The organism is Streptomyces sp. NBC_01450, assembly GCF_036227505.1.
Taxonomy (GTDB): Bacteria; Actinomycetota; Actinomycetes; order Streptomycetales; family Streptomycetaceae; genus Streptomyces.
Map to the genome: position 1 here is coordinate 109,441 of NZ_CP109480.1, position 21,308 is coordinate 130,748.

Sequence of the window (21,308 nt, forward strand, 5' to 3'; positions counted from 1 at the left end):
GCGGCGTCACCCGGCGGCGGACGCTCCCACGACCAGGCAGGTGTAGTCGACGCCGATCTCGCCGCCTTTCTCGGCGTCGAGGAAGGCGGCGACCTCGCTCAGCAGCCGCCGCCGCAGCGCCTCGGGCAGGGCGAGGTGGCGGCTCTCGGTGGCCAGCAGTTCGCAGAACTGCCGGGAGGTGAGGCGGGTCTGCCAGGGCACGGCGGTCTGGGTCACGTGCCTGAATCCGTGGGATCGCAGTTCCTCGGCGTAGCCGTCGAGGTCGGACTCCGACAGGGAGACCCGGCCGCCCGGCCCGGCCGGCAGGCCGCCGGGGAGGACAGCGGCATAGACCTCGTTGAGACGGGGCGCGTCGCGCAGCGCGTAGGAGCCGAAGTTCCAGGCGAGCAGGATCCGGCCACTCGCGCCGAGGCACCGTGCTGCCTTCTGTGTCCGTTGTCCGGGGCGCAGCCAGTGCCAGGCCTGGCCGCATGCCACCAGGTCGAACCGCCTGCCGTCCGGCTCCCATGTCTCGAACGCGCCGACCTCGACCGCCAGCCCGCCTGCCGAGGCGACCTCCGCCATCCGTGGGTCCGGCTCGACCCCGGTGACCTCGTGGCCGAGCGTCGTCAGCGCGGCCGCGAGCTTGCCGGTTCCGCATCCGATGTCGAGTGCGGTACCCGGCGGGCCGGCGCCCAGGGCGGCCAGGGTCTCGGTGAGGGCTTCGAGGGGGTAGCCGGGGCGCAGTCGGTCGTAGTCGTGCGCGCGGGCGCCGAAGCTGGTGGGTGCCCAGGCCGCTTGGTCCGTCACGTCAGTCCTCCGATCAGGGTCACGAACGTGTGCTGCGGAAGGAAGAGCACATAGGTGCCCACCGAGGCGAGGCTGAAGGGTACGAGGCGTTTGGGCAGCAGTGCGGTGAAGGCGGCGTGTGTGAGCAGGCCGAGAAGTGCGCCCGCCGGCCAGGTGGCCGGGAAGATCAGCAGGAGAGGGAGCGCGGCCTCCACGGCGATCGTCGCCAGTGAGGGCAGGAGCCAGCGGCGGGCGGCGAGCGCGGGGTCGGCGGTGGCGACACGGCGCGTGAACCAGTCGGGGAAATAGTATTCGCGCCGTCCCGGGGGCAGTTCGTCGCGCAGAGCGGCCAGTTGCTCGAACATCTTCTGCAGAGTGTCCCCGCTGGTGAACTGGCGGGAGGCGGCCTTGAACCAGGCGCTGCTCCAGTACACCTGGAACATCAGCACGACGGCGGCGGCCTGCGGCCAGGAGGGTCCTGTTGGCGCGGGTGCCCGCGCGGGGTCGAAGAACGCGGCCGGGGAGGGGGCGTCCAGCAGCGACTGCAGGCTCAGATAGGCGTCGGCCCCGGAGGCGAAGACGAAGGGGACGCACATCATGCCCAGGAAGAGGGTGTTGAACTTGCGGTCGAAGGTGAACTCGAACATGCACCAGGCGGCCACGACTGCCGCGGCGAGCGGGGTGAGCACCCCTGCCAGCAGACACAGCATCGCCACGGCCCGGGCGGTGTAGAAGACCTTGAACGCCGTGGGGCTCAGCAGCACCTTGACGGCCATGTCGTCCTGCTCGTAGCGCCAGCGCACCAGTGACTTGGGGTGGAGGTCGAAGAACCGTGCCATGCCGTAGACGTGGTCGGCGGTGATCTTCCACAGCAGGGCGGCTGCCAGGATCAGGCGGAAGCAGCACAGCGCCGGTCCGGCCGCCGTGCCGTGGACCGGGAAAGCGGTCGCCACCAGGTCATGCACGCACGATCCTGCCGTTTCTGACCGCGATCCTGATGTGGCCGAAAGGCACCAGGAGTACGCCGTCCCCGACCACACGCAGGCCGTGTTCCTCATCGAGGTAGCGCACCAGCGAGGCGAGCGCGTCCGCGGAGCCGAAGTGGTCCTGGCGCAGTTCGTACTCCCAGGGGCAGACGGGCCGCCCGTCGCGTACGTCGTGCAGCCGGGCGCGGTAGCCGCCGATGTGGGAGAACATCGCCCAGGAGCCGAAGGACCCCGGTGCGGTGAAGAACCCGCGCCACACCAGCCAGGCCACGGCCCCGCAGGCGAGGACCGCGGCCGCGACGTCATTGACCATGCCGGCTCCTTCGGGTGGTCGGGTCAGGAGGTGGGGGCACCGGTCACAGGACCATGGACGGGACGGGCCACCGGTCGATGAGGCAGGGAGCCCACCAGTCGAGGCCGCCGAAGTCCAGCACGAGGTGCTCGGCGCGCAGCGCCACGAGGACATCGGGATCGACGCCGCTCATCTGCTGCTGCTCCAGCAGGGTCACCGCTTGTACGTATGCGGGCTGGAGCAGGTTGAAGCGTTGCAGTACTCCGTCCCGCCGGTCGCGGATCTGTACGAAGCCGGGGCCTCGGCGCCAGACGCAGCGGCCGATGTAGAACCGGTTGCGCCACTCGGTGAGACGTTCGGCCGGGCGGGCGCCGTCGAGGGAGGCCGGGGGCTGAAGGTGTGTCAGGTCGCGTGCGGTCAGGGCCGGATCGGCGCGCCGGCCTGCCCGCAGTTGCCAGCGCACCAGCAGGCCGCGGGCGGTGGCGACCCGGACGAAGTCGAGGGCGCGCAGATCGCGGGGGGTGGGCGAGCTCAGGTTGACGGGCTCGTGGAGTTCGGCGTAGCGCACGCCGCGCGCGTACAGGTCGTGCACTTGACGCGTGGGGAGCGAGCCGTCCGCGGTGGTGGACGGCGGGGTCAGGAGATCGTCACGCATGTGGGCTCCTCGGCGAGTTCCAGGGCCAGCTCGGGTCCGCCGCTCTGCGAGTCGCGCCGGATGCGGCACAGCAACTGGTTCTCGTCCTCGGTGGCGAGGTGGACGGCACGGTCGGCCTCGACGAAGATCAGCCCCTGTCGTCGCCAGTCGCCCAGCAGGGCCTCGACGCGGCTCTCGTCCCAGGCGCGGCCGGCCTGGGCCGTGCGGCGTACCAGTTGAGCGACGGACCTGGGGTCGTGCAGGGCGCGGAACAGTTCGGCCTCGACGGGGTCCTCCAGGGTCATGGACCGCCAGGAGAAGCCCGGCCGGGAGTTGGTGAGCGTGATGCGGTCACCGAGGTCGGCGTAGGACAGGCTGCTGCGGATGTAGTTGTCGGCCCACTCCTGAAGGGCTTCGGCGAGCCGTTCGGCGAGCTTGCGGTCAATGCCCTGGGCGGGGGTGTCGAACAGGTAGGCGAGATCGGTCAGTTCGGCCTCCGGGAGGTCATAGGTGATCTGGTACTGCGGGTTCGGGCGCCGGTCGGCGAAGCCCAGCTCGGGGCGGTCGAAGTAGGGGCTGAAACGCTCCAGCGCGATCCTGTTCGCTCCGGTGCTGGGGTGGAGGTGGTACAGGGCCGGGAACTGCTCGATGAGGGGCAGGTAGTCGTCCTGGGTCTCACCCGGGAACCCGTACAGGTAGTTCCACGCCACCGACAGCCCGTGGGTCTCGGCGTCCCGGAGGAACCGGATGTTGTGGGTGCCGCTCACGCCCTTGTCCATGATCTTCAGCACGCGGCTGCTGAGGCTCTCGATGCCCGGCTGGACGCTGACCACACCCGCCGCGCGCATCTGGGCGATCTGCGGCAGCTTCATGTTCGACTTGACCTCGTACTGGATGCGCAGGTCGAAGGGGGCCTCGGCGAGCTTGTCCAGGACGGAGTCGAGGTAGGACATCTCCAGGATGTTGTCCACGGCGTAGAAGTCCAGCACATGGTGGCGCCCGGCGAGCGTGAGGATCTCCTCCAGATAGGTGTGCGGGCTCTTGCTGCGGAAGGTCATCGCCGAACCGTTGAGTCCGCAGAACGTGCAGTGGTGCTTCTCGCCCCACCAGCAGCCGCGCGCGCCCTCGACCACGAGCACCGGCTCGTACCAGGACTGCACGCGCGAGCGCCTGAGGCGCTCGAAGTAGGCGTCGAAGTCGGGCGCGGGGATCTCGGACGGCGCCAGGAGCCGCTCGGTGGAGGGGTTGCTCACGCTGGCGCTGCCGTCACGCCGGCACAGGCCGGGGATGTGCGAGGTGTCCGGCTCGCCGTCGGTGCGAAGGGCCTCGACAAGTTGGGGGAACGTCCGCTCCGCCTCGCCGCGTACGACGTAGTCGAGGAAGTCGAAGTTGCGGTGCAGCGCCTCCCCTTGCGGGCCGTCGCAGTTGGCTCCGCCCATGACGGTCGTCGTGCCGGGGGCCAGTTCCTTGATCCGGCGCAGCAGTGCGAGTGACGCCACGTTCTGCTGGAACGTCGAGGTCGCGCCCACGAGATCGGGGCCGTCGGCGACGATCTGCTGTGCGGTGGCTTCAATGAAATCGGGAACGATCCGGTGCAGTCGCAGACATGTCTCCAACTGGTTGTCCGTGATCTTTCCCTTCAATCCGGCGGTGAACTCGTCGACCCGCCACGAAGGGTCCTTGTAGAGGGCGGAAGAGAACACCCAGTCGCCGCATCCCAGAAAATAGCTGTGCAGGGAGAAAAAGCTGAACTCCGGGGCGCCGAGTCCTCCTTGCTGGTCCATCCAGTCGGCGAACTCGATGTTGGCGTATACGGTCTTCGTCTCGATTTCCGGGAAGGTGTCCGCGATCCTTCGCGAAAGGATCCCGAGTGCGAGCGAAGGGGTTGCTGTCGTGGCCCACGGCATGCAGACCAGCGTGATCTTCATATGCCCTCCGGCGTGAGCCCGTGTCTCCCGGGCGGAAGCACGGAGCAAGGCTTGGAAGCGAGGCCGCGCTGGTCAGAAGCTGACTACCACCATCACCGATATCACTGTCGAATCGACGTCTTTACGGTTTTCCATCTGCGGATTGTTGTGCACAACGGTCTTCTCCATGGCGCTCCTCCCCCGGCCGCTCGATGGTGACAGGGCGGGCACGGCATTCGGCTCGCCCCGACGAGGTGGCCCTGCCATGCCGATGTTCTTTGAACGCTTCCGGTGCGACCGGATCTTCGGGTTGCACCGGAAGCGTCTGATGGACCCCCCGGGAATGCGGTCGGGTCCTTCCGGACAGCGTCAGAAACTGACGCTGACTCCCACTGTGACCAGGGCAGAATCCGGATCGTCGATCTGCGGGTCGTTCTCCACGACGGTCTTCTCCATGATGTTCCCTCCCCTCCGCCGCTCGATGGAACCGGCACTCGAAAGGTGCGAAAACAGCGCCAGCACGTCGTAACTCTCCGAGAGTGTGGCGGGCGTGGAACGGCCTGTCGTGCCCTGTTCCACTCAGCGGAACCGCAGGCCCGAAACGGCCGGTCCGCTGCCCGGGCCTACTGGGGCAGGACCGGGATGTGGCCGGAGGGCCTGCCGGAGGTGGCCGCGGAGCTCAGGCGGTCGAGGATTTCGGCGCGCAGGAAGTCGTCGTCGGGCAGGCCGAGTTCGCCGGTGAGGGACAGGGCCCGGGTCCAGGCGCCGCGGGCCGCGTCGGGCTGGTGGGCGCTGCGATGTGTGTCGCCGAGGCAGAGCAGACAGGCGGCCTCGCTGCGGCGCTCGCCGGTGGCGCGGAACAGCTCCGCCGCCTGCCGGTAGCAGTCGACCGCCAGCCGGTACCGGCCCAGGTGATGATGGATGTAGCCCAGACTGTCCAGGATGTGGGCCTGCCCGTCCACGTCCCCGGCCTCGTGCGCGAGCTCAAGGGCCTGCTCGCAGTGTGCCAGCGCGCCGAGGTGGTCGCCGAGGTTGGCCTGCCGCCAGCCGATGTGGTTCAACGCCGCGGCCTGTCCCGCCCGGTCGCCCGCCCTCCGGTAGTGCTCCAGGCTCCGGTACGCGTGCTCGAGCGCCTGCTGGGGGCGGCCCTGTGCCCCCGACATCCGCGAGAGATGCTGATGTGTACGGGCCTGCCCCGCGTCGCTGCCCAGTGTGCCGAACAGCTCCAGTGCCCGCAGGTAGTGCTCCCGGGCCGGCCCCGGGCGCTTCAGCCGGTCCAGCGCCAGCCCCAGACCGCGGTAGGAACCTGCCTGTCCGGCGAGGTCGCCCTCGCGTCGGGCCGCCGCCAGCGCGCTGCGCCCGGCCGCCAGCAAGGCCTGCCAGTACCCGTGCCGGTCCAGAAAGCTGGTCAGCACCGTGACCAGCCGCCACACATGGCCGTCGAAGTCCGGCGGCGGCTGCCGCACGATCTCCAGCAGTACCGCGTGCTCGGCGACGAGCCAGGCCCGCGCCTGCCCGTAGTCGGCGGGCTCCCCCACGTTGGACCCCGGCGCGGCCGGCCCCGTCGCCACCGGATTGGGCTGCGGGGTCACCAGGACATCGGCCGCCCTCGCGGTGTGCAGGTAGTGATCCATCATCCGGTGCAGCGCCGACCGCCGTACCCGCTCACCGTCGTAGGCGGCCGCCAGCTCCCCGGCGTACACCCGCAGGAGGTCGTGGAACGTGTAGCGTCCTGGTACGTGCTCGGCCAGCAGGTGCCCGCCGGTCAGTTCGCTCAGCAGTCCCCGGGCCCGTTCCGGCGACACCCCCGCCAGCGCGGCCGCCGCCGCCCCTCCCACGTCCGGCCCCGGATGCAGCGCCAGCAGCCGGAACATCCGGGCCGCACCGATGCTGAGCGCGCTGTAGGACCAGGAGAACACCGCCCGCACCTGGCTGGCCTCCTCTCCCCCGTCCAGTGCGTCCAGCGGGCCGCCCGCCTGCCGCAGTTCATCCGCCAGCGCTCTGAGCGGCCTGCGCGGCTGTACGGCCGCACGGGCCGCCACCACCGCCAGCGCCAGCGGCAGTCCCGCGCACGAGGCGACGATGTCCGCCACGGCCTCCAGCTCGGCCGCCACCCGTCCCGCTCCGAGCCGCTCCGCCAGCACGTCCCGCGCCGCGTCCGGACTCAGCGAGTCGACCGCCAGCAGATGCGCACCCTCCGTCACCGCCAGCCCGGTCAACCGGTTCCGGCTGGTCACCAGCGCCATGCAGCCGACCGCGCCCGGCAGCAGCGGACGGACCTGTTCCTCGTCCCGCGCGTTGTCCAGCACCACGATGATCCGGCGCCCCGCCAACAGGCTCCGGTACAGGCTTACTTGGGCTTCCAGCCCCGGCGGCACCCGCTCGGGCGGCACCCCGAAGGCGTCCAGAAACCCCCGTACCGCCTCCGTCAGAGGCACCGCCGCCCCCTGCGGATCGAATCCCCGCAGGTTCACATACAGCTGCCCGTCGGGGAACGCGCCTGCCACCCGGCGCGCCCAGTGCACCGCCAGCGCCGTCTTCCCGACCCCCGCCATGCCCGACACCGCCGAGATCACCACCGCCGCGGATTCTCCCTCCGCCGAGGCGAGGATCGCCGCGAGGTGGGCCAGTTCCTCGTCACGTCCGGTGAACCCGCGTACGGCCATGGGCAGTTGGGCGGGACGGTCGCCCGGTCGCGCCGCCGCGGACGGCGGCTGCATCGGGGGCTTGGGCCGCGAAGCGGACTCGGACTGGTGGCCCCGCAGGATCGCCTGGTGCAGTTGCCGCAGCGCCACTCCCGGATCCGTGCCCAGCTCCTCCGCCAGCCGCTCACGGACGGCGGCGTAGCAGTCCAGTGCCTCCGCGCTGCGCCCGGTGTCGTGCAGCGCTCGCATCAGTGCTTCTGCCAGGGGTTCCGCCAGTGGATACTCACCGAGCAGGCCAGTCAGCGGGCCGATGACGGACGCGGGATCACCCAGGCGCAGCTCCGCGCGGGCCCACCCGACGGCGGCGTCCTGGCGCTGACGCCGCCAGGCCTCGCGCATCCGCGCCGCCCACTGTCCTTGCAGACCGGACAGGGGGTCTCCGCGCCACAGGCCGAGTGCGTCGCCCAGCAGCCGCGCCGCCCGCGCCGGGTCGCTCCGCTCCACCGCCCGTGCCTGGTCGATCAGTTGCCGGAACCGGTACACGTCCACCTGGTCCAGGCGGGCTTCCAGCAGGTACCCGCCTGAGCGCCGCACCAGGCGTAAGGGCTCTCTCGCCGTTTCGGCGGCCTGTTCGCACATCCGCCGGATCCGGGCGACATGGGCGTGCACCGCGGCCCGCGCCCCGTTCGGCGCACGCGTGCCCCAGACCCGCTCGATGACCACGTCGACGGCGACGGGCCGGCCGACGTCGACCGCCAGGGCGGCCATCACCGTACGGCGTTGCGGCGGGCCCACCTCCACCACGTGGCCCCCCACCGACAGTTCCACAGGACCGAGCAACTGCACGTCCACCATGTCGTCTGCCTCCCCTCCGGGAAGCGTCTCCCCTGGGCGACAAGCATTCGACAAGGTTTCAAGCCACACTCCAGTGCCAGTCTGCTGGGGTGCGGTCGAACGGACGGGCCATGACCGCGCCCCGTCCGAGCACGGCGGCAGGGGCCGTCGCCTGCCGGCCGCGCAACGGGCAGACGGGGGAGGCGGGAGCGTGACCGGACGTGGAGTGATCGCACCGGGGATGCTGGTGGCGGTGCAGCGGTCGGAGGTCATGCCGGAGGTCATGCCGGGAAATCTTCCGTCGCCACCGCCGCCACCACCGGCACCGGCACCGGCATCCGAGTCCGCAGGTGTGGCCGCAGGCGCGGCTGGTGCGACTGCCACGGCTGGTGCGCCTTCGGCGGCGGGCGTTGGCGGACGGAGCGTGCTGGAAGGTGCTTTCGCGTTGCTGGAAGCGGTGGAACGGGCCGTGGAGGCCGGGCCGACCAGGCTGGCGTCCGAATGCGGGCTGCCCAAGACGACCGCGTACCGGCTGCTGGAACAGCTGGCGGACCTGGGTGCGGTGGAGCGGTGCCGCGGGAGTTACCGGGTGGGCCTGCGGATGTTCCGCCTCGGGCGCGAGTGGCAGCCGCATCCCCGGTTGAGGTCCGCCGCGAGGGAACCGGTGCGGCGTCTGGTGGAGATCACGGGGATGACGGTGGGGATCGCCGTGCTGTGGAGGGGCGAGACCCTGATGGTGGAGTGGAGTCCCGGCGAGGCCGAGCAGCCGGTCCCGCTGCGGACCGGTACGACCTGGCCGTGGTTCACCGCGGCGGGCAAGGTGCTGGTGGCCGGGGCCCATCCCCATCCCCTGCTGGGGCCGCTTCCCGCGTCCTGGCTCCAGGAGGCCGCCGCGATCCGGGACCGGGGTGCCGCATTCGACCAGGAGGAAGTGATGAGCGGGGTGTGCTGCACGGCGGTACCGCTGCTTGGAGCGGACGGCGCCCCGGTGGCGGCCCTCTGCGTCCTGACCGATCCCGCGCACCGCCTGGAACGGCTGGCGGAAGCCGCCCGGCAGGCCGGCCGCGTGATCAGCGTGGGCCTGCGCGGCCGGTGAACCGGAAACTGACGGACCGGCGGACCTCTGCTCCGCGGCTATCGGGTTCGCATCCCACACATGCCTCATGCGTGCGCGATGAGTTCGGGCTGGGGATCGGGTCTGCCCCGGCATGACTCGCGTCATCGCTGACATCTCGGTCTCCCTCGACGGCTTCGTCACCGGGCCAGGCCCCGGCCCGGACAACGGTCTGGGCACCGGCGGCGAGGCCCCGCACACCTGGGCGTTCTCCGACGACCGCGACGACCGCTGGGTCCTGCGCGAGGGCACCGCACGCTCGGGCGCCGTCGTCCTCGGCCGCCGTCTCCTCGACGTGGTCGACGGACCGAACGGCTGGGACGACACGACCGGCTACGGCGCCGACGAGGTCGGCGAGCCCGCGTTCGTCGTCGTGACGAGCTCGCCGCCGAAGCCGGTGCGGCTCACCGACCTCGGCTGGACGTTCGTCACCACCGGTCTGCCCGACGCCGTCACCGCCGCCCGCGAGCGCTCCGAGGCGGCGTCGTCGGACAGCGGCAAGGAACTCGACGTCGTCCTCATGGGCGGCGGCGCCACGATCGCTCGGCACTCGACGCCGGGCTGGTCGACACACTGTCTCTGCACATCCCCCGCTGCGCAGGAGTTCGGGTTCTGGCTCAAGTTCTGTGGACCCGTTGCGGAGCGTTACTGGTGACGCCCCAGGTGGCGTCCACCTGTGAGTGATGGTGCAGGCTGGTTGCATGGTCAGTCGCGTAGAGAAGTACCTCGCCCATCTTGATCGGCTTTCGGGGGCAAGGGAGCCTCGGTTCTTCCCTGTCGAGTCGACCAAACAGGGCATGCGTGGCGTGACAGAGATCGTGTACGACGACCTGCCGGATGGACTTCTCACGACGCTCACCTACGGCTTGTCGCTGGCGGAACATCCGGACTGGCAGCACGGCTCGCCGGAACTCTGTCTCAGCGTGAACTCGACCAACGTGATCTGGGCGCACGCGGTGGGCTTCCTTGCCGAGCAGCTCCGTGGCACCTGTCCCTTCAGCTACGGCAGCACCATCAACTTCGGCGAGCGGATCGTGCCAGAGTCGGAGATGACGGCGTTCTGCGTCTTCGCGCCGATGGTCCTCGACAGAGATGACTACCTGGGCATTGACGTTGGCGTTCCGGGACACGAGGGTCACGACGTGATCAACATCCAAGGGATGTACCCCATCCACGAGATTGAGCGGCAGTTCATCAACGAGCACGGGCTCGAAGCCTTCTGGAAGAGCGATTGGGAGCCCACGGACGTGCTGCGCCGCCCCGCGGTCTGACCTCAGTGGTACACCAGCCTTGATCTGGATGACTCATTCGCCGGGAATGCCAGGCGGGCAGGACCCGCTTGGAACAGCAACTCCTCCAGCCGGAGCAAGACCTCTTTCACAGCCCCGAACTGTCGGCCCAGTTACTCTTCCCACTGCTCGTCTTGACGACGGGATTCGGCTGGTGCCAGAACCGCTTCGCTGACCGTCATCCCGACGGCAGCCCGATCTATCGTGCCCTTCGGATGATCCAGGGGCGTCAGAATAATGCGATGGACCATCACTTCGTTGGCATCCCGGAGTTGACCGGCGTTCCCCGTGTTGCAGTCGTCATCGACGTCATGCGCGCCTTCACCGTGGCTGCCTGGGCCTTCTCGCGTGGAGTCGAGAGGATCATCCTGGCCTCGACGGAGAGTGAGGCACTTGCCTTGAAGGAGAGCCGCTCGGGTTGGCTGGCTTTGAAGGACGGAGCTCCAGCAGAGGGCTTCGACGCGGTGAACTCACCTGGCTTGCTCAGGTCATGCGATTTCGCTGGCCGCACGCTGGTGCAGAAGACGACGGCAGGAACCGTGGGCGCGCTGGCCGTCGCGAACGCGCCGCTGGTCTTGTGCGCGAGCTTCGTAGTGGCCGGCCCGACCGCGCGGTTCCTGCAGGCCAAGGATTCCGGTCCGGTGACGTTCGTTGTCACCGGTGAGGGAGGCCAGGCCGACGAGGACCTGGCCTGCGCTGAATACATTGGTCAATGTATGGCCGGAGGCGAAGTTGAGGCGGCCCCGTATCTCCACCGCGCGAGGACTTCTCGTGCCGCGGCAGACCTCGCCGGCGGGCTGCGGAGCGGATACCACCCAGACGATGTCGATCTCTGCTTGGAAATCGACAAGTTCTCCTTTGCGATGATGGCTCGTCAGGAAGACTCTCTCACGGTGCTCCGTCCCGTTGCGGTGCCTGACATCCCGTCCAGTCTCCGCTGACCTGCTGGAACTTTGGACTCTCAGGCGGCAGATCTCACCCGGTCCGGGCGGGCTCTGCCGCCCGCGCCAGTCGCCAGGATCCAATGCCGGTGCCGGTGTCGATGATGCTGCCCTGGCAATAGCCCCAGCGCGTCCCAACCCATCGCCCCCGCCCGTGGATCGGGGGTGAGTCCTGAATCCATCGCCGCACTCGCAGACAGTTCATTCACAGCTTCTGAACCGTCTGAGTGCGTCCCGGACGCCTCACGTAACGCGTCACCCCAGGTCAGCATCGATGCCGCCAGTCGCCCGTCCGGCTCTCGTCGGGCTGAGCCCTGGCTGATGCGTGAAGCGGCTCTTTCGACCGGGGGGACCACTGTTCTCAGATGTCGGCTTCGCGGAAGGTGTTGATGACGATCTGGACAGGGCCGGCGCTCAAGCGCCCCTCGCGCAGCATCTGATCGGCGCGGTCTTGCCATTGATGTCACGGTCGAGCATGTCCGGGGTGTAGCCGTTCAGCCGGAGCCGGCCGGCGGCTCCAGGGCGTGCGGCACATTCCGCCCAGAGCTCGTCCTCAATGGCGCGCGCGGCGAGGCGCTGTCGTTACGGCGAAGCCCAACTGACCTGGTCACTCATTACCCTCATGAGCAGGCGCCTCACCCGCAAAGGCCCCTGCACGGACCACCCCGCGAGGCCCAGCGGGACTGATCGTTCTCAAGGCGTTCGTCACTACTTCGGACCGGTACCACCCGAAGCCAGGCAGACGTGCCTCGCGAACCGGTCTCTTGCTGCCTCGTACTGCTCCCGAACATATCCGAGGCGGCCATCCCGAACACCAACCCGAGGATAGGACCCGCGATCACAAGCGCGACTCCCACACCGACAATGGCGCCGCTGAACAAGACCGCGACTCCCGCTCCAAGCGGTGCCAAGACCGCCCCTGGCCAACGCCCGCCAGCGCGCCTGCCGTCGTCCGGTACCCGTGACGCTGTACACGGTGAAGGTCAGCTCCTTGCCGCACGCCCGGCAGCGCACCGATCGCCGGGCCGCCGAGAGCCCGTCGTCGGGCTGCACGATCTCCCACGGCATGCCCCCGTAGTCCCATGCCACGGTGGACGGGCCTGCCGGGTGGTCCCCAGAAGTTCATCCGGTGGGAAACCGTCCCCTGCTGTTTCTGTGCGACCTTCGTCGGCATGCCAGAACTCCCGTGGTAACTCGCACAAACGGTGAGCTGATCGTGTGGGAGGAGGGTCAACTCGCCTCCGGACGGTCGCAGAACCGGCTGCGCGCTGTGCCCAGGCGGTCGTCGGTGCGGTCACCGGCCCTGTGGCCGCTCCTCGCAGTCTGCTGCTCGGCAGGTACGACGACGATGGGGGCCCCAGTACACCGCGGCCGTACCACCGATCCCACCCGGACGGCCAGAAGCACGTTCGTCGGCCTGCTCGCTCGGGCCGGGCGCGGCCATCCCTGGACGGGCTGGGCGTTCTCCACAGGGTGGGGCACCAGGAAGACGTTGAACGTCGCGCTGGTGCGGCCCGAGCGCGACAGCCCCGGCCGACGCGCAGCCGGCTGAGCGCGGCCCCGATCCCCGGCCGCGACCCGCGCCGCCCATCCCGCCCTCCCTCTCCATCAACTCCAGCAGGGAGGGACGAAAGCAGCAGCATCGGTTCAGTGGCGTGCCGGGCGAGAGTTTCGGCGAACGGCACGTCCAGGTAGTAGCCGTGGGTCGGGCCACGGTGGTCGGCGCGCGATTGGGCGAGCATGTCGCCGTAGCGGTCGGCGTAGAGGGTGCCTTCGACGACGACGTCGTGGTACCCGGCGTTCATGCTCTGAACTACCGCATGATCTAACGCTGATCATGCGAGGGGTTGGGGATTTCGACGTAGGTGCTGGTGCCATGGGCGTCTGTGACGTCGACGATGACACGGGTCCAGTCTTCGGTGGGCACCTCGACGATGCCCGTGGAGTATGTGCCGTTTTCGAGCATGCCCGGGGTCACGTGGACCCCGGTGAGCTCTTCGGCGAGTGCAACGTACTCCTCGAGGCCACATCCGCCGTCTTCGAAGTCGAAGCCCACTTGGTGCATGAGGTCGACGAGCTCGTCGGGAGTGGTGCCGTCGCGGTGGAGAGGACCTTCGAACCGGGTGCGCAGTTCGCCGTCCTCCCACCAGGAGAACAGGGTCATGGCGTTAGGGCTGCGGAAGTGGGAGACGCCCCGGGTGCCACGGGTAGCGTTCTTCATGCCGTCGGTCTGGATCTCGATGCCGCCGTTGATTTCCAAGGCGAGGACCCAGTCAGCGTCTTTGCCCCGGACGTGGGTGGCGCCAACGAACATGAAGTCGCCCCAGTCCGTCTGATCCCCCTGGAACTCACGATCCCGGGCGGCAAACGCTTTGAAACCGGTGAAGTCTCCTGTCGGGTCAGCGCCGATGCGGTCGAGGAACTCTTGCGGGGAAAGCCCGCGGACCAGCGTCAGGGTGTATCCCTCGAGCAGGTAACCACCGTGGAAGTCTCGAAGCCAGGAGCGATCGGACGACTCAATGTTCATGAGCGGCCATGCTGCCAGGGGCCTGTGGCAGAGCACACCTCAGGGCCGCGGCCGATGGGCGGGTGCCCGGAAGCTCGGTAGTGCGGCCGGCGATAGCGCGGAACTCGGGGATACCGAGGTGGACGGTGCTCGCTCGCCGGGCCATCTCGCCGAGCTGGGCGAGCTTCTCCTTCGCGCCCGCAAGGCTGACCTTGAGCCCTTCGACCTGACCGGTCCGTCCTTCGCGTTCCGCTGCGGCGATCCGGGCGGGCAGGTTGTCACGGATCTGGAGGGTGCGGGCCCGCTGGGTCGGTGAGGGGTGGAGCAGGGGGCAGCGAAGACAGTTGTGCTCATGAATGCACGGGGCCGAATAGGATCTGCCACAGTCGCCGAGGGCAACCCGCCGCCGTTCGAAGTGGCTCAGGAATTCTCGTCTTCGCCGGCACCCGCGACCTGATCCACCCCCGACAGCCGCCGCCTTGCAGAGCGGGCCGACGTGTCCGGCCTGGCCGTCGACCCACGAGGCCGACGGCCAGCCGCACGTCCATCCGCTCCTGCCGACCCCCGAGGGACACACAGCCCGCCCCGACCCCGGGCCGCGGTACTTTCCGCCGGCCCTCACGCCGCCGCGTCGTACGCGGCCCGCAACCGGAGGCCGCCGCCGGTCCGGGGCCGCGGGGCGCGCTCCGCGAACACCGTCAGACGCAGCACGAGATAGCGGCCGATCCCGACGAGCGCGGTGGCCGACAGGTACACCGTCTGCTGCAGGACGAGTCCGGCGCCGGGGCGGAGCGCGGCCAGCGAGCCGACCGCGGCGGACGTGAGCAGCCAGCCGAGGGCCATGGTGGCCGCGCTCTTCAGGTGGCCGGCCAGACCGGGCCGTCCGTGGCCGAACGAGACGCGGGCGTGCAGCTCGGTGGCGACCACGGTGGAGGCGAGGGTGGTGAGTGCGTTCGCCGCCATCCACGGGATCCACTGCGACAGCAGGACCAGGGTCGCCGAGGCAGCCAGGGTGATCCCGCTGCCCAGCCCGGCGAAGCGCCCGAAGGCCGCCGCGTGCCGACGGATCAGTCGCAGGCCGTTCATGGTGATCCCCTCCCGGTCCGCTGCCCCTGGCGGGGTCGTCGTCGTCATGCCGCGGAGCGTGGCCGACCCCCCATTCAGCGCGGTTTCAGAGCGTTCTCAGGGGTGCCGGCGGTGGTGAAACCGGTGCGGCGATACGCCGCCGCCGGCATCGACCGTGATCAGCTGCTCAACGGACTGGAGTCGGGGGCACGCCCCGAGCCGGCCGTGCCCGCCGGCTGGACCACCGTCACCGTCAAGGCCGCCCCTGCTGAGATGCCTGCTTCCAGAGTTCTCATGGGAGGGGGCGGTTTCCAGGTCAGGTCTGACGTTCAGCGAGAGCCGGCCCGCGCCGGTGAACCTCGCCGCGTGCCGCCCAAGTCCGGTCGAGCGGGTGCGGTGGAGCGTCGCCCTACGTGTGCTGGACGCCCCACTGCCGTCAGGGACGTTCCACATCACGGACTCGCGGCTTGATGACGCAATCCGGTTCTTTCAGCGGCCTACGCCCGAGGAATGCGCCCTGTTCGACCCACTCCCCGCGCCTTCCACGAGCGGATGACCACCCCAGCCACCGCCCACCGCCCGCCGGCCGCGGGCGGAAGGAAACCGTTCGCTGTCCGGGGTGACCGCTTCTAGCCTGCCTCAGGTGATGACAGCTGACGACGTGTTGTTCGTCCTGGCCCTGTTGAGACGGGCAGAGGTGGATGTCTGGATCGGTGGAGGGTGGGGGATCGACGCTCTGGTCGGCGAGCAGACCCGAGACCATCGCGACCTGGATCTGATGCACCGGCAGGACCAGGAGGACACTGCGGTGGCGGCCCTCTCCGACGCGAATTTCGTGGAGAGCCTTGACTGGAGGCCGATCCGATTCGTCATGACGGCGCCGGATGGGCGCGAGATCGACCTCCATCCGCTGGCCTTCGCCCATGACGGCTCGGCGGTGCAGGCGTCGCCCGAAGCGGAGCGTCCTTTCATCTATCCCTCCTCATGCTTCGTGACAGGCACCATCAAGAGGACGGCTGTCCCGTGTCTGTCCGCCGAGCAGCAGGTCTACTTCCATCAGGGATACGCGCCCACGGACCGCGATCGGCACGACATGGCTCGACTCCGCCGAGTCTTCGGGATCCCACCCACTTCTGAGGAGCAAGGCCAAGCCGCCGTGCCGCTTCGGCGGGCAGGTGGCTGTGCTCTCCGGTACGACGGGAAGTCCCGGACCGGAGCAACGGCCTCGAAAGCACCTCCACCGCGTACCCCAACGGCTTCCGTATCTCGTGGGGCACGCTCCAGCCAGGCCAGATCGAAACCCGAGACCTCCGGCGGAGCCCCACCCCGCAGGATTGGTGCCCCACCCGTGGCTCGACCATCACGGATGCCGGGAGACAAGCCACATGGAGCGGGACGCGAGTCACCCCAGTGGGTGACCGCCCCCTCGACAACAGCCCTCGGACATGAGATTCGAGGCTCCCCCGCTCAGGTCAGTGAGACTCATCCAAGCTCAGCGAGAAGGGACCCGGGCAGATGTACCCGCGGGCTCTTCGGGAAGGCTCACCAGCCGGTGCGCTCCGGGATGCCGGTGCCGCAGAACGCCCTCATCGCCATGCCGCCCACTCCTTCACCGCGAACCGGTCGCCGACGCGTCGTACTTCGGCTGCGCCCGGCCCGGGGAAATGCGCGGGAAGCAGCAGGGCGCCCCGGTCCGCGGCCTCCCCCAGCACCCGGCGCCGGCTGTCCCGTGCGCGGGGCTCGTCCTCGTCGAAGCTGGGGCAGTCGTCCGGCTCCGAGATCTGCAGTGGGCTGTGCAGCAGGTCCCCGGCGAACACCGCCCGGTCCGTACCCGACCGCAGCCATACCGCGGAGGAGCCGGGCGTATGGCCGGGGGCGGGCTCGATACGGAGTTGGGCGTCGATGTCGTAGTGGTCGCCCTCCCACAGCACGGTCTGTCCGGCCCGGTGCACGGGGGCGACGCTGTCCTCGAAGACGTTGGCCATCCGGGGGCCGGAGCGGGTCCGGTGTCCGTTGGCCGGGTTCCAGGAGTCGAAGCCGGCGCGCGGGATGACGTACTGGGCGTCGGGGAAGGTCGGCCGCCACTCTCCGTCGTCCGTCAGGCGGCTGTTCCAGCCGACGTGGTCGCCGTGGATATGGGCGCGGATCACCGTGTCCACGTCCTGCGGGCAAACGCCTGCCCGGGCGGAGCCCGCATCCTCATCGAGGTCGGCGACGGCAGCACCAGGCCCTGCTCTGCCTCGCCAGGCGTCGGGCCGACGGCCTCTTCGTCATGCTCCGCGACGGCACCTTCTACGAACCCCAGCCGCCCACCGCAGTCACCTGACCGGCGGCTCAGCGAGGAGCACGACGCGATCGGTCTCGACATCGAAGCCAAGCACCGGATGCCCGTAGTCGCCCTCCGGATCCATCAGCACCGGCTTGCCCAACCGCCGCCCGATCCTGCGAAGGAAGTCGCAGAACACATCAAGTCGCTCCTGGCCCTGCAACTCCCGCAGGTCGACGTCGAAGTCGACTTCATCGTCGGCACCGAAACGAAAGATCGCCAACACATCGGCAGTCGGCCAGACCCGCAACTCCGGGCACTCGGCATCCGCCGGGCGGCCCAGCACAGCCTCTGCTCGGGGCACTGCAAGCACCGTCTCTCCTTCGGAGTACTGGCACTTCCAGCCCCGCTCCACGACAAGATCGAGGATCGCCTGCCAGTCCTCCACCGAGGCATTCGGGACACGCACGTCCGGCAGCGACCCCATCAAGTCCGGGTCGAAGAAACAGCTCACGTCATCCCACAGCAGATCAGCCACCCCACCATGCTCCCCGGCTCCCCGGCCCAACGCACTCCCGTTTCCCTTGGCCAAAGACATAGGGGCCCCCCGAGCCAGGACGCTGCCGTCCCGGGCGCCTTGGCGGTGGTGGTTCAGTTGGGTGGTGTGCGGATGGTGGCCCGGTCCCAGACGGGTGTCCTGACGGGTGTTCGGGCAGCGCGGTGTTGTCTTGTCACGGTCATCTGCCAGATCGCGAGGAGCAGCAGCGTGCCGGTCTCGGTGAGGAGGCTGAGGAGTGCTTGTGGGGCGGGCTGCAGGCCGTGTTCGGTGAATCCGAAGACGCCCACGGTGCGTGAGGCGGTGAAGCCGGCGAGGGCGCCGAGCGCAATGCCGGCTGCGGCGGCTCTCAGCAGCAGGGGTGGCGTCCCCATCAGCAGCAGGGCGGCGAGGGCGAAGGAGGCGCTGGCCTGGAGCAGGAACAGGGGGCCGATGATGTGGATGAAGCGGTACTCGTCGACGTAGAGCTGGGCGTGTATGTATCCGCCGGCGGCGAGGGTGGCGGCGCTCGCCGATCGCAGGGTGGGGGCGAGGAGTCTGTGGGTGTTCATGCCAGCCTCCGATCCTTGATGGCCAGTTCGCGGTCGCCCTGGCGGTAGCCGACGGTGCGGATGCCGAGTGCGTCCTTGAGCTGACGGGCGGGGACGACCTGCGGAGTGGGGGCGGGGCCATGGCCCGGCTTGGGCAGGGGGTAGGCGGTGGTGGTGGCGGAGTGGAAGGTGATGTTGCCCTCTGTCTTGGTGAACAGCTGGTGGACGTGCCCGTTGAGACAGGTGACGGAGGAGAAGCGGCGCAGGAGGGCGATCACCTTGAGGGCGTCATCGGTGCTCCAGCCCCACTGCGGGTACATGGCGAACAGCGGGATGTGGCTGAAGACCACGATGGGGGTGTCCGACGACAGTCCGGCGATGTCCTTGCGGACGAAGTCGATCTGGTCGTTGCCGAGATGGCCGAGCTTCTCCAGGCTCATCGTGTTGACCAGGGCGATGAAGTGCACGCCGTGGGTGTCGAAGCTGTACCAGCCATCACCGAGCGTGCCCCTGCCGAAGGTCTGCCGGTAGGCGCGGCCTGCATCGCCGATGGAGTCGTGCTCGCCCGGTACGGTGAAGACGCGGTCTGTCTGTATACCAGTCATCAGCTGCTTGACCTGGTCGAACTGCCCGGCCGTGGACAGGTGGGTCAGGTCGCCGCTGTGCATGACGAAGTCGGGTCTGAATCCGAGCGAGTTGACCTGGTGGATCGCTTCGGTGAATGAGCCGGTCACGTCCATGTTCGCCGGGCCCTGGAACCCGATATGGCTGTCGGAGACCTGTACGAACCGCAGCGAGCCGTTCGCCGCTGCGGCGGCGCCGGCGGCGGCCACGGAGTTGGTCTCCCGGGAGTCGGCGATGTGGCTGATCACCTCTCCGCTGGCCACGGTCAGCACCACGGCGCCGCCGAACCAGCCCGCGTGGCGGAGGAGTTGGCGCCGGGTCATACCGTGTTCCGTGGCGGGCTGCTCGGCATCGCCGGCCGGTGCGCTGTCGTGGTTGTCGTGGCTGTCGTAGTAGCTGGTCATCAGGTCACCTCCACGGTGGCGGTCATGAACGGATGGATGGTGCAGAGGTAGGAGTAGGTGCCGGGCTTGGTGAACGTGTAGCTGTACGTCGCGTGGGTGTTCAGGGCTGTCGAATGCAACGGGCCGCCGGATCCCGCGCTGGTGACGGTGTGGGCATCGGTGTCCTGATTGGTCCAGGTCACCGTCGTGCCCACTTTGACCTTGAGCGCGGCCGGGGAGAATGCGAAGTTCTTGATCGCCACGGCGTCCCCGGTCACCGGCGCGGCCGACGTGCCCGTGCTCGGGGGGCTCATGGGCATGCTCATGCCGGGCATCGGCGAGGCGCCGGGAGCGGAGCCCGCCGCATTCCCCGGTCCGGTGGCACCGGGCATCCCGGCCGTCTGGTGCTGACCTGGACCGGGTTTGATGGCACCGGTTCCGGTGGACGAGGAATGCGACGACTGGCCGCATGCGCCAAGGAGCCCCAACGCGCCGGCGGTGGCGACGGCCAGCCCGGCCGCGGCGCGTGATCGCCGGCCTGGCATACGAAAGTTCAGGTACATGGTGTTCGTTCCTCACTGATCAGGCAGAGATGGGGAATGCGCCGGCTGAGCACACGCAACCGCAGTGATGCGTGGTGGATGCCGTGTCACGGCCGCGTACCCCTGGCGGCCCCTGCGAACGAGCGCTGGTGCTGTCCTTGTGCCGGCCGGTGGCCTCGACAGGCCCCGCGCTGCGCATCGGCCCTTGCATGCCGCGAAGTCGCAGGCGACATGCGGCAGTTCCCCGTCCGGGGCCGCGAGTGACGTATCGCCGTGCGGCGGTGCCTGTGCAGGTGCTGCGCTCACTGGGCGGGTGGAGTTCCGCCCTGGTGGTTGCGCAGCCCTCGATCGCTGTCTCGCCGTACGCGTCGAGCGCTCCGCAGGGCCGTCGCCGTGGTGTGCGCGGGGCCCGGCACGGGGCTGCCCGGTGGTGCCGAGCCCGGTGCGCCGGGGCGGCGCGGGCGTGGCCGACACCGTGAGCGCGTGCGCCGCGTTGCCTATCTCGGTCACCTCTGATCCATCCTTGTCGCGCGGGGAACAGCGGAATAGCGGAGGAATGCCGCGTAAGCCGGCTCTTGTCTGACTCCACGGGCGGCGAGGGGCGACCGGTTCGGAAGATATGCACTTTTTGTGATTCTTCTTGGCGGTCGCCGCGGCCCAGCCGGCCCCCGGCGCTCCGCCCGGCTTGGCCCTGGCGGTGCCGTCAGGCCCGGCAGGGGCGTGCGCCCGCGGTGCTCGCAGAGCGTCACCTGCACCACGCCGTACGTTGCACGACAAAGCAATACATATGAGCGATGATCGACTTATGTCCTGGAGTTCCCGAAAGCGTGGTCCAAGGACCGATCCGGATCGCTCCGCGCACCGTGTCTCCGGTAAAGGGACCCTTTCGACCGCAGACGAGGAACTGCTGCGCACTCTGTACGCGGAGCACGCAGGAGCCCTGTTCCACTACGTGCTGCGACTGACCTCAGGAGACTGGCAGTGGGCGGAGGATGTCGTGCAGGAGACGCTGCTGCGAGCGTGGCAGCATCCCGCCGCGTTCGACCCGGCACGCGGCCCGGCGCGGGCATGGCTGTGCACGGTCGCCCGGCACCTGGTCATCGACGCCCACCGGGCCCGGCAGGCCAGACCGGCCGAGGCCGGCGGCGAGGCGCTGGAGCGAGCCGCCGAGCAGGCACCGGGCGAGGACGAGATCGAGCAGGCACTGCAAAGCTGGGCGGTGGCCGATGCCATCCGGACGCTGTCCCCGGACCACCGCGCGGTCCTGCTGGAGACCTACTACCAGGGCCGGACCATGGCGGAGGCCGCCCGGGTGCTGGGCATCCCGCTGGGCACCGTGAAGTCGCGGACGTACTACGCCCTGCACGCCCTGCGGCTGGTGCTGCAGGAACGGGGCATCGAGCCATGACCGCGGCATGCAGGAGGT

The 21,308-nt window shown here is 69.4% G+C and carries 20 protein-coding genes and 4 pseudogenes; 9 read left to right on the top strand and 15 right to left on the bottom strand.

The window, feature by feature from the left end; translation table 11 throughout:
• Positions 1-6: 6 nt before the first annotated feature.
• From OG568_RS00480 to OG568_RS00510, 7 genes are all read right to left on the bottom strand, one after another.
• Entirely contained in the window at positions 7-789 is a 783-nt protein-coding gene (locus tag OG568_RS00480) for a class I SAM-dependent methyltransferase (protein ID WP_329529779.1), read from the bottom strand.
• Positions 786-1,733: a hypothetical protein gene (locus OG568_RS00485; protein WP_329529780.1), complete on the bottom strand. Its 948-nt coding sequence runs from the start codon at positions 1,731-1,733 to the stop codon at positions 786-788. The genes OG568_RS00480 and OG568_RS00485 overlap by 4 nt, the downstream gene beginning before the upstream one ends.
• Complete coding sequence (locus tag OG568_RS00490; RefSeq protein WP_329529781.1) at positions 1,726-2,067, bottom strand: hypothetical protein; 342 nt, start codon at positions 2,065-2,067, stop codon at positions 1,726-1,728. Before OG568_RS00490 ends, OG568_RS00485 begins: the two co-directional genes overlap by 8 nt.
• 43 nt (positions 2,068-2,110) lie before the next feature.
• Positions 2,111-2,701, bottom strand: coding sequence for a DUF5825 family protein (locus OG568_RS00495; protein ID WP_329529782.1), 591 nt, complete (start codon positions 2,699-2,701; stop codon positions 2,111-2,113).
• Positions 2,683-4,608 (bottom strand): RiPP maturation radical SAM C-methyltransferase, encoded by a 1,926-nt coding sequence (locus tag OG568_RS00500; protein WP_329529783.1) that lies wholly within the window; start codon positions 4,606-4,608, stop codon positions 2,683-2,685. Before OG568_RS00500 ends, OG568_RS00495 begins: the two co-directional genes overlap by 19 nt.
• Positions 4,609-4,956: 348 nt before the next feature.
• A complete protein-coding gene (locus OG568_RS00505; RefSeq protein WP_329529784.1) occupies positions 4,957-5,166 on the bottom strand; it encodes a hypothetical protein in 210 nt (69 codons plus the stop codon).
• A 44-nt stretch (positions 5,167-5,210) separates the two neighbouring features.
• Entirely contained in the window at positions 5,211-8,087 is a 2,877-nt protein-coding gene (locus OG568_RS00510) for an AfsR/SARP family transcriptional regulator (protein ID WP_329529785.1), read from the bottom strand.
• Between the two features lie 403 nt (positions 8,088-8,490).
• Here OG568_RS00510 and OG568_RS00515 point away from each other — a divergent pair, with 403 nt between their 5' ends.
• From OG568_RS00515 to OG568_RS00540, 6 genes and pseudogenes are all read left to right on the top strand, one after another.
• Positions 8,491-9,162, top strand: coding sequence for an IclR family transcriptional regulator (locus tag OG568_RS00515; RefSeq protein ID WP_266594405.1), 672 nt, complete (start codon positions 8,491-8,493; stop codon positions 9,160-9,162).
• Positions 9,163-9,274: 112 nt separating this feature from the next.
• Positions 9,275-9,768: pseudogene (locus OG568_RS00520) on the top strand (dihydrofolate reductase family protein); the annotation flags it as partial.
• A gap of 209 nt (positions 9,769-9,977) precedes the next feature.
• A complete protein-coding gene (locus OG568_RS00525; RefSeq protein ID WP_266594453.1) occupies positions 9,978-10,451 on the top strand; it encodes a suppressor of fused domain protein in 474 nt (157 codons plus the stop codon).
• Positions 10,452-10,711: 260 nt separating this feature from the next.
• Positions 10,712-11,410, top strand: coding sequence for a 2-phosphosulfolactate phosphatase (locus tag OG568_RS00530; protein WP_329536223.1), 699 nt, complete (start codon positions 10,712-10,714; stop codon positions 11,408-11,410).
• 904 nt (positions 11,411-12,314) lie between these two features.
• Positions 12,315-12,488 (top strand): hypothetical protein, encoded by a 174-nt coding sequence (locus tag OG568_RS00535; RefSeq protein ID WP_329529786.1) that lies wholly within the window; start codon positions 12,315-12,317, stop codon positions 12,486-12,488.
• A 270-nt stretch (positions 12,489-12,758) separates the two neighbouring features.
• Positions 12,759-12,962: a hypothetical protein gene (locus OG568_RS00540; protein ID WP_329529787.1), complete on the top strand. Its 204-nt coding sequence runs from the start codon at positions 12,759-12,761 to the stop codon at positions 12,960-12,962.
• Positions 12,963-13,050: 88 nt separating this feature from the next.
• On the opposite strand, the pseudogene OG568_RS00545 reads toward OG568_RS00540, so the two are convergent.
• Positions 13,051-13,212: pseudogene (locus OG568_RS00545) on the bottom strand (kinase); the annotation flags it as partial.
• A gap of 23 nt (positions 13,213-13,235) precedes the next feature.
• Complete coding sequence (locus OG568_RS00550; RefSeq protein WP_329529788.1) at positions 13,236-13,937, bottom strand: DUF6461 domain-containing protein; 702 nt, start codon at positions 13,935-13,937, stop codon at positions 13,236-13,238.
• 118 nt (positions 13,938-14,055) lie between these two features.
• Here OG568_RS00550 and OG568_RS00555 point away from each other — a divergent pair, with 118 nt between their 5' ends.
• A complete protein-coding gene (locus tag OG568_RS00555; RefSeq protein WP_266594409.1) occupies positions 14,056-14,232 on the top strand; it encodes a hypothetical protein in 177 nt (58 codons plus the stop codon).
• A 302-nt stretch (positions 14,233-14,534) separates the two neighbouring features.
• Here the strand turns inward: OG568_RS00555 and OG568_RS00560 are convergent, their stop codons facing one another.
• Positions 14,535-15,050 carry a hypothetical protein gene (locus OG568_RS00560; RefSeq protein ID WP_329529789.1) on the bottom strand — a complete coding sequence of 172 codons (516 nt, stop codon included), beginning with the start codon at positions 15,048-15,050 and terminating at the stop codon, positions 14,535-14,537.
• Positions 15,051-15,627: 577 nt separating this feature from the next.
• Between OG568_RS00560 and OG568_RS00565 the strand changes: the two are divergent.
• Positions 15,628-16,118 (top strand): annotated as a pseudogene (locus OG568_RS00565) (nucleotidyltransferase domain-containing protein).
• 449 nt (positions 16,119-16,567) lie between these two features.
• Here OG568_RS00565 and OG568_RS00570 read toward each other — a convergent pair.
• The 5 genes and pseudogenes from OG568_RS00570 to OG568_RS00590 all read right to left on the bottom strand — a co-directional run.
• A pseudogene (locus OG568_RS00570) lies at positions 16,568-17,158 on the bottom strand (MBL fold metallo-hydrolase); the annotation flags it as partial.
• 141 nt (positions 17,159-17,299) lie between these two features.
• Positions 17,300-17,785: a hypothetical protein gene (locus OG568_RS00575; protein WP_329529790.1), complete on the bottom strand. Its 486-nt coding sequence runs from the start codon at positions 17,783-17,785 to the stop codon at positions 17,300-17,302.
• 113 nt (positions 17,786-17,898) lie between these two features.
• Positions 17,899-18,354 carry a hypothetical protein gene (locus tag OG568_RS00580; protein ID WP_329529791.1) on the bottom strand — a complete coding sequence of 152 codons (456 nt, stop codon included), beginning with the start codon at positions 18,352-18,354 and terminating at the stop codon, positions 17,899-17,901.
• On the bottom strand, positions 18,351-19,361 hold the full coding sequence (locus OG568_RS00585) for a metallophosphoesterase family protein (RefSeq protein WP_329529792.1): 1,011 nt from the start codon (positions 19,359-19,361) through the stop codon (positions 18,351-18,353). The genes OG568_RS00580 and OG568_RS00585 overlap by 4 nt, the downstream gene beginning before the upstream one ends.
• On the bottom strand, positions 19,361-19,654 hold the full coding sequence (locus tag OG568_RS00590; RefSeq protein WP_329529793.1) for a plastocyanin/azurin family copper-binding protein: 294 nt from the start codon (positions 19,652-19,654) through the stop codon (positions 19,361-19,363). Before OG568_RS00590 ends, OG568_RS00585 begins: the two co-directional genes overlap by 1 nt.
• 1,033 nt (positions 19,655-20,687) lie before the next feature.
• On the opposite strand from OG568_RS00590, the gene OG568_RS00595 reads away from it, so the two are divergent.
• Positions 20,688-21,290, top strand: a complete 603-nt coding sequence (locus tag OG568_RS00595) for a sigma-70 family RNA polymerase sigma factor (RefSeq protein WP_329529794.1) — start codon at positions 20,688-20,690, stop codon at positions 21,288-21,290.
• Positions 21,291-21,308: the final 18 nt, after the last annotated feature.

Bases quoted from the DNA above. Each gene is read 5' to 3' on its own strand.
- OG568_RS00490 (WP_329529781.1), bottom strand. From the start codon at position 2,067: ATGGTCAATGACGTCGCGGCCGCGGTCCTCGCCTGCGGGGCCGTGGCC.
- OG568_RS00495 (WP_329529782.1), bottom strand. From the start codon at position 2,701: ATGCGTGACGATCTCCTGACCCCGCCGTCCACCACCGCGGACGGCTCG.
- OG568_RS00500 (WP_329529783.1), bottom strand. From the start codon at position 4,608: ATGAAGATCACGCTGGTCTGCATGCCGTGGGCCACGACAGCAACCCCT.
- OG568_RS00510 (WP_329529785.1), bottom strand. From the start codon at position 8,087: ATGGTGGACGTGCAGTTGCTCGGTCCTGTGGAACTGTCGGTGGGGGGC.
- OG568_RS00525 (WP_266594453.1), top strand. From the start codon at position 9,978: ATGCGTGGCGTGACAGAGATCGTGTACGACGACCTGCCGGATGGACTT.
- OG568_RS00530 (WP_329536223.1), top strand. From the start codon at position 10,712: ATGGACCATCACTTCGTTGGCATCCCGGAGTTGACCGGCGTTCCCCGT.
- OG568_RS00540 (WP_329529787.1), top strand. From the start codon at position 12,759: ATGGGGGCCCCAGTACACCGCGGCCGTACCACCGATCCCACCCGGACG.
- OG568_RS00550 (WP_329529788.1), bottom strand. From the start codon at position 13,937: ATGAACATTGAGTCGTCCGATCGCTCCTGGCTTCGAGACTTCCACGGT.
- OG568_RS00560 (WP_329529789.1), bottom strand. From the start codon at position 15,050: ATGACGACGACGACCCCGCCAGGGGCAGCGGACCGGGAGGGGATCACC.
- OG568_RS00580 (WP_329529791.1), bottom strand. From the start codon at position 18,354: ATGAACACCCACAGACTCCTCGCCCCCACCCTGCGATCGGCGAGCGCC.
- OG568_RS00585 (WP_329529792.1), bottom strand. From the start codon at position 19,361: ATGACCAGCTACTACGACAGCCACGACAACCACGACAGCGCACCGGCC.
- OG568_RS00590 (WP_329529793.1), bottom strand. From the start codon at position 19,654: ATGAGCCCCCCGAGCACGGGCACGTCGGCCGCGCCGGTGACCGGGGAC.
- OG568_RS00595 (WP_329529794.1), top strand. From the start codon at position 20,688: ATGTCCTGGAGTTCCCGAAAGCGTGGTCCAAGGACCGATCCGGATCGC.